Source organism: Aeromonas sp. R1-1, assembly GCF_040908495.1.
GTDB classification, from domain to species: Bacteria; Pseudomonadota; Gammaproteobacteria; order Enterobacterales; family Aeromonadaceae; genus Aeromonas; species Aeromonas veronii.
Genome location: NZ_JBFODV010000088.1, coordinates 24010 through 30586 on the forward strand (window position 1 = coordinate 24010; position 6577 = coordinate 30586).

A 6577-nucleotide genomic window follows, 5' to 3' on the forward strand; every position below is an offset into this window, starting at 1 on the left:
AGCAATGAGAACAACAATAGAGAGTGTATCCAAAGTGGCTTTGCTGTTTTGCGCCTGCGCCCTCAGTCAGGCGTGGGCAGTGGCAACCCTGCAGGAGATCAAGGTCAATCCGCTGCTTGCCGATCAATTGCTGGTAGAGCTCAGTTTCAGTGAGCCTGTCACAGGCTTTACCGATCGTCTCTCTTACCAACCCAATCAGCTGTTGTTGCATGTTCCCGGTGCGGTAGGGGCGCTGAAAGTGAACCCGCTGCCGATCCAGCGCCTGGGGGTAGATAATATCAAGGTTGAGGGTAAGGGCGCAGGTCTGGATATCAAGATCGCACTCGATCAGCTGGCCCCCTATCAGGTTCAGCAACAGGGGAACAAATTACTGGTGTCATTGGGCGAGGGGGCCTCTTCCGGGCTCATCAATGGTGAGAGCGCGCTGATTGCGCCCACAACCTCGGCTACTCCTGTGCCAGCGCCCTCTGCGATGGTGGCCACACCCTCTCCTTCAGCGCTGCTCAATCCTCAAGTCGTTTCCCGGTCGATGCCTGTTGCGCCCGTGACAACGCCGGCAGCAACACAGCCTGCCAGCAAGCCGGTGCTTAACAACTATCAGAGCAGTGGGGGCGGCGCCTATTTCAACTCGGTGACCGGTGTGGATTTTCGTCGTGGCAAAGATGGCCAGGGGGAGTTTCTGGTTACGCTGGATAACAGCTCAGCCGCTGTTGATGTGAGCAGCCGCGGCCAGACCGTACTGGCCAAGTTTCATGGTACTCGGGTACCGGATGGTTTGCTTAATCTGATCAACGTGCAGGATTTTGCAACGCCGGTCTCTCAGGTTGAAGTCTCCCGGCAGGGCAGTGATACCCTGTTTGAACTGTCGATCAATGGTCAGTTTGATTACCGTTACGATCAGGCTGACAAGCTCTTCATTATCGAGGTGAAAAAGCGGACGACGGCCACGGCATCCAAGCAGTATCAGGGCAAACCCATCTCATTGAACTTCCAGGATATTCCAGTCCGTACCGTGTTGCAGCTGATCGCCGATTTCAACAACCTTAACTTGGTAACCACAGATTCGGTAGCAGGCAATATTACCCTGCGTCTGGATGGGGTGCCGTGGGAGCAGGCGCTCGACATTATTTTGAAAGTGCGGGGTCTGGATAAACGACTGGACAACAACATTCTGCTGGTGGCACCAGCGGAAGAGATCGCAACACGCGAGAAGCAGCAACTTGAGAGCCGCAATCAGGTTGCAGATTTGGCGCAGCTCTATACCGAATATCTGCAGATAAACTATGCCAAGGCCTCGGAAGTGGCGGCCCTGCTCTCTTCCGAAAGTACCAAGTTGCTGTCACCCCGTGGTGCGGTGAGCGTGGACGAGCGAACCAACGTGCTGGTGGTCAAGGATACCGCCGATGTCATCAGCAGCATCAAACGGATGCTTGATATCCTCGATATTCCGGTCAAGCAGGTGGTTATCGAGGCGCGGATGGTGACCATTGATGACGGTTTTGATGAAGCGCTCGGAGTGCGGTGGGGGGTGACCAAAAACGATGGTCATGGCAACAGTACGTCCGGCTCCATCGAGGGGAATGATGGCTCTGGTAACAACAACGGCAGTTCTGCAATTAATCCCAGCCCTCGGCCATCAGCAGACGATCGGTTGAACGTCAATCTGCCGGTGACCAATGCGGCCGGTACTTTGGCCTTCCAGGTTGCCCGTCTGGCTGATGGCACCTTGCTGGATCTCGAGTTGTCGGCGCTGGAAAAAGAGAGCAAGGCCGAGATTATCGCCAGTCCGCGGGTGACCACGGCGAACCAGAAACCGGCATTGATTGAGCAGGGTACCGAGATCCCCTATGTGGAGTCCTCTTCCAGTGGCGCTACCTCGGTTACCTTCAAGAAGGCGGTATTGAGCCTGAAGGTTACCCCGCAGATCACCCCTGACAATCGGGTGATTCTCGACCTGACCGTGACCCAGGATACCAAGGGTGAAACGGTACCGACCGGTACCGGTGATGCGGTTTCCATCAACGCCCAGTCCATCACCACTCAGGTGTTGGTGAACAATGGCGAGACCCTGGTGTTGGGCGGCATTTATCAGCAGACCATCAAGAGCGATGTGACCAAGGTGCCGCTGCTGGGTGACATTCCCGGATTGGGGGCCTTGTTCCGCAAGACCACCAGCGAGAACAAAAAGCGGGAACTGCTGATTTTCGTGACGCCCAAGATAGTCACCGACGCCTTCTGAATGCTTTACATGTGAGGGTAAAACACATATAACCTTACGCCCCAATGAGGCTGGGGCGTAAGGGCTGCGGTTGCCAGTCCCGATATCTATTGAGATAATCCCCCTCCTGATCCATCGCAAGATAAGGTTCATAGGTACCCCGATCCAGTATTCATCGGGGTCGTACAGTTTGTAATTACTAACGAAAAGACATGGCTGAGAAACGCAATATTTTCCTGATAGGTCCCATGGGTGCGGGCAAGAGCACCATAGGTAGACATCTGGCAGAACAACTGCATATGGAGTTTTTCGACTCAGATCATGAGATTGAGCGCCGCAGTGGTGCCGATATCGGCTGGGTGTTTGATGTTGAAGGCGAAGAGGGTTTCCGTATTCGCGAAGAGAAGGTGATCAGCGAATTGTCTGAGCAGCAGGGTATCGTGCTGGCAACCGGTGGTGGTGCCATCAAGAGCCGGGAAACCCGCAACAAGTTGTCTGCTCGTGGCATCGTGGTCTACCTCGAAACCACCATTGAAAAGCAGTTGGCGCGCACACAGCGAGACAAACGCCGTCCTCTGCTACAGACCGAAGAGCCGCCGCGTGAGGTGCTTGAGCGTTTGGCACAAGAGCGCAACGCCCTTTATGAAGAAGTGGCTGACTTTGTTATCCAGACAGATGACCAGAGCGCAAAGATCGTTGCCAATCAGATTGTGAAGCTGATCGGTATGTAATCAAGAGGACGTCCATGGAACGGTTGAAGGTTGAACTGGGTGAGCGCAGCTATGCTATCGAGATAGCTGCCGGGTTGTTGCAGCGCCCCGAGGCGCTGGGATCGACCATCAAAGGCAGGCGGGTGGTGATAGTGACCAACACGGTCGTTGCCCCGCTCTATCTTGAACGGGTAATGGCACTGCTGTCCGGTTTTCAGGTTGAATCCCTGATCCTGCCTGACGGTGAGGCATACAAGAACCTGGCGACCTTTGAGCGGATCATGTCTGCTCTGCTTGAAACCAACCATGGGCGTGATACCACCCTCATCGCTCTGGGGGGCGGTGTGATCGGGGATGTGGTGGGCTTTGCGGCAGCAAGCTATCAACGTGGCATTCCTTTTATCCAGATCCCGACCACCCTGCTCTCCCAGGTTGACTCCTCTGTCGGCGGTAAAACCGCTGTCAACCACCCCCTCGGCAAGAACATGATTGGGGCTTTTTATCAGCCCAAACAAGTTGTTATCGATACCGAATGTCTGAGTACCTTGCCAGCCCGCGAATTTGCCGCGGGGATGGCCGAGGTGATCAAGTACGGCATCATTTGGGATGCTGATTTCTTCAGCTGGCTGGAGCAGAACATGGTGCGTCTGCAACAGCTGGAATCTGCCGCGCTGGTCTACGCCATCAAACGTTGCTGCGAGATCAAAGCCGATGTGGTCGGTCAGGATGAGACCGAGCACGGCGTCCGTGCGCTGCTCAATCTGGGTCACACCTTTGGTCATGCTATCGAGGCCGAGCAGGGGTATGGCAACTGGCTGCACGGTGAAGCAGTATCCGCCGGCACCATGCTGGCAGCCTGGACTGCGCAGGCCCGTGGCGATATGAGCGAAGAGGACGTCGCGCGAGTGCGCGCTCTGCTGCTGGCCGCCAATTTGCCCATTCATGCGCCTGCCGAGATGGATTTCGCCGCCTTTATTCGCCATATGCGCCGTGACAAGAAGGTGCTGGAAGGCAAGCTGCGTCTGGTGTTGCCGGTTGGCATCGGCCATGCGCAGGTGGTGGGGGATGTGTCCGATGCCGAGTTGCTGGCGGTGATCGAGTCTGGTCGTGACGAATAAACTGCTAAAACTTCCTTCCCAGCGGCAGCTGGTTGACCGGCTGCTGCATCTGATTGAATTCAATCACCCTTTCATTTTTCTCTCCGGTAAACCCGGTTGTGGTCGTGGTACCCTGTGCGAATCCCTGCTCGGCGTGTTGCCGGAAAAAGTGCGGGTGGTAAGCCTGATTGGTACACCTGCCATGAAGATGGTGGATGTGCGCCAGCTGTTGCTGCCACAGGTGGTGGCGCGCCCGCTGTTCAATCCACAGGATGCGCTGGCGGAGAGCTTCTTTCGCATGCTGGAGGGGAGCAAGCCAGCCACCCTGTTGCTGCTGATAGAGCGGGCCGACCAGTTGCCAGCCGAATTGCTGGGAGAGTTGTGGGCGATCATCCGTCATAACGATACCCTGGCGGCGCCCCATCAGCTGGCCATTATCGTCTCGGGCAGTGACGTCTGGTGTCGTACCCAACGGCCGCAGCTCAAAGGGCGTGCCATGCCAGCCCTTGAGCTGGAAGTGCCGCCACTGAGCCCGCCCGAGCAGCGCATCTTCTTGTATGAGAAAGCCAAAGAGCTCAAGATCCCGGCGACCCTCTTGCCCAAGCCGCAAGTGGAGGAGATCCTGAAAACGGCGAACGGACATCCGTCCACCATCATGCAGTTACTGGAGGATATCATGACCGACAGAAGGCCCAAGAAGCGTCAGGCGGAGTTGCCTGTCAAGAAGATTGCCACCGCCATCGCGCTGGTCGCTGGCGGCCTGCTGGCATTGAGTTACCTGCTGCCTGCGCTGTTTGACAATGAAAGCAAACCGGCACTGCAGGATCCTGCGCAGAACACGGCATTGCCGATCCCGGTAACGGGAGGCGATCCCCTCACCGCAGGCGGTTCGAATACCGATACCGCTTCACAAGGCGCGCAAAACAGCGATGCAGCCAGCAATCCCAACGGGGTAGTGAAGGATTGGCAGCCGGAGGCGAAAGTGCTGCCCAAATCGGTGGAGAGCGAAACTGTGACCACCGAATCAACCAATTACGAAGGGCGTCGGGTGGTGATCTCTGACGAGGTCGTGCAAAAGCTGATGACCGAACCCAAGGTGAGCGGCGCTCTGCCTACTGACGTGGTGGACGAGCTGACCGGCAAGAACCCGAGTGGTACAGCCCCCAGTGGTGCAATCGCAACCACAGCTCCGGCCAGTACCGCCAAGGCACAGAATCCTGTGACAACCGCAACGCCTGTGGCCACCACCAAAACCGCCAGCAACGAGCCGGTTGCCGCGCCAGCACCCAAGGTGGCCCTGACACCGGTCGCCACCTTGAACAAGAAGCCGCGCAACCACTACAGCGTTCAGCTGATGGGGGCTAGCAACACCAAGGCGGTGGATCAATTTGTCGCCGAGCATGGTCTGGCGGGCAAGGTATGGGTCTATCAGACCAAATTCCGTGGCAGCCCCTGGTACGTGGTGCTGCAAGGGGATTATGCCGGTCTGACCCAGGCCAAGAGTGCCATTCGCAAGCTTCCGCCAGCCTTGCTGAAAGGTCAGCCCTGGCCCAAGTCGTTTGCACAGGTACAAAAAGAGCTGAAGCAATAGCCTTGATACCGGATAAGGGGGTAGAATCGTCCCCCTTTTTGGGTCTTGCCTTCTTACACACCGGATTTCCATGAAAAAAACACGCGCTTTTTTAAAATGGGCCGGGGGAAAATACTCCCTGGTTGAAGAGATTGCCGAGCGCCTGCCGGCCGGGCGTGTGTTGCTGGAGCCCTTCGTTGGGGCCGGGTCTGTGTTTCTCAACACCGACTACGACGCGTATGTGCTCAACGACATCAATCCGGATCTGATCTGCCTGTACAACCACCTCAAGCTGACGCCGGACAGTTTCATTGCCGAGGCGCGCAAGCTGTTTGTGGCAGAGCACAACCACAAGGCGGCCTATTACCGGCTGCGTACCCAGTTCAATCAGACCGAGACCACCTTCGAGCGGGCACTCTTGTTCCTGTTTCTCAACCGTCACGGTTTCAATGGACTGTGCCGCTACAACAAGAAGGGCGGCTTCAACGTGCCGTTCGGTTCCTACAAGAAACCCTATTTCCCGGAAAAAGAGCTGTGGGCCTTTGCCGAAAAGGCGCAGAAGGCGACCTTTATCTGCGAGAGCTACGCCGATGCCATCAAGCGTGCCGAAGAGGATTGGGTTATCTATTGTGATCCACCCTATGCGCCGCTCTCCACTACGGCGAGCTTCACCACCTATGCCTCCGGCGGGTTTACCCTGGATGATCAGGCGATCCTGGCGCGACTGGCCCGTCACACAGCCGCTCACAAAGGGGTGCCGGTGCTGATCAGCAACCACGATATCGAGCTGACTCGTGAGCTTTATCGCGGTGCCCGCCTCGACGAAATCCTGGTCAAGCGCACCATCAGCCGCAACGGCGGCACCCGCAACAAGGTGGCCGAATTGTTGGCGCTCTATCCCCCCGGAATCGAACCGGAGCAGGGCTACTATCCCAGCGACAGTGAACTGCTGCCACTGACGTAACAGACCATGCGGCGCCCA

The 6577-nt window shown here is 56.8% G+C and carries 5 protein-coding genes; all 5 read left to right on the forward strand.

Features of this window, described 5'->3' with window-relative positions:
• Positions 1–4: 4 nt before the first annotated feature.
• The 5 genes from AB5Y92_RS05340 (at position 5) to AB5Y92_RS05360 (ending at position 6559) form a co-directional block, all read left to right on the forward strand.
• Positions 5–2239 carry a type IV pilus secretin PilQ gene (locus AB5Y92_RS05340; RefSeq protein WP_201987331.1) on the forward strand — a complete coding sequence of 745 codons (2235 nt, stop codon included), beginning with the start codon at positions 5–7 and terminating at the stop codon, positions 2237–2239.
• A gap of 191 nt (positions 2240–2430) precedes the next feature.
• Entirely contained in the window at positions 2431–2949 is a 519-nt protein-coding gene (gene aroK, locus AB5Y92_RS05345) for a shikimate kinase AroK (protein ID WP_005347909.1), read from the forward strand.
• A 14-nt stretch (positions 2950–2963) separates the two neighbouring features.
• Complete coding sequence (aroB, locus tag AB5Y92_RS05350) at positions 2964–4046, forward strand: 3-dehydroquinate synthase (RefSeq protein WP_368225863.1); 1083 nt, start codon at positions 2964–2966, stop codon at positions 4044–4046.
• Complete coding sequence (locus AB5Y92_RS05355; protein WP_368225865.1) at positions 4036–5616, forward strand: SPOR domain-containing protein; 1581 nt, start codon at positions 4036–4038, stop codon at positions 5614–5616. Before aroB ends, AB5Y92_RS05355 begins: the two co-directional genes overlap by 11 nt.
• 70 nt (positions 5617–5686) lie before the next feature.
• On the forward strand, positions 5687–6559 hold the full coding sequence (locus AB5Y92_RS05360; protein ID WP_005335008.1) for a Dam family site-specific DNA-(adenine-N6)-methyltransferase: 873 nt from the start codon (positions 5687–5689) through the stop codon (positions 6557–6559).
• Positions 6560–6577: the final 18 nt, after the last annotated feature.

Coding starts and splice junctions, on each gene's coding strand:
- AB5Y92_RS05340 (WP_201987331.1), top strand. CDS start 5: ATGAGAACAACAATAGAGAGTGTATCCAAAGTGGCTTTGCTGTTTTGC.
- aroK (WP_005347909.1), top strand. CDS start 2,431: ATGGCTGAGAAACGCAATATTTTCCTGATAGGTCCCATGGGTGCGGGC.
- aroB (WP_368225863.1), top strand. CDS start 2,964: ATGGAACGGTTGAAGGTTGAACTGGGTGAGCGCAGCTATGCTATCGAG.
- AB5Y92_RS05360 (WP_005335008.1), top strand. CDS start 5,687: ATGAAAAAAACACGCGCTTTTTTAAAATGGGCCGGGGGAAAATACTCC.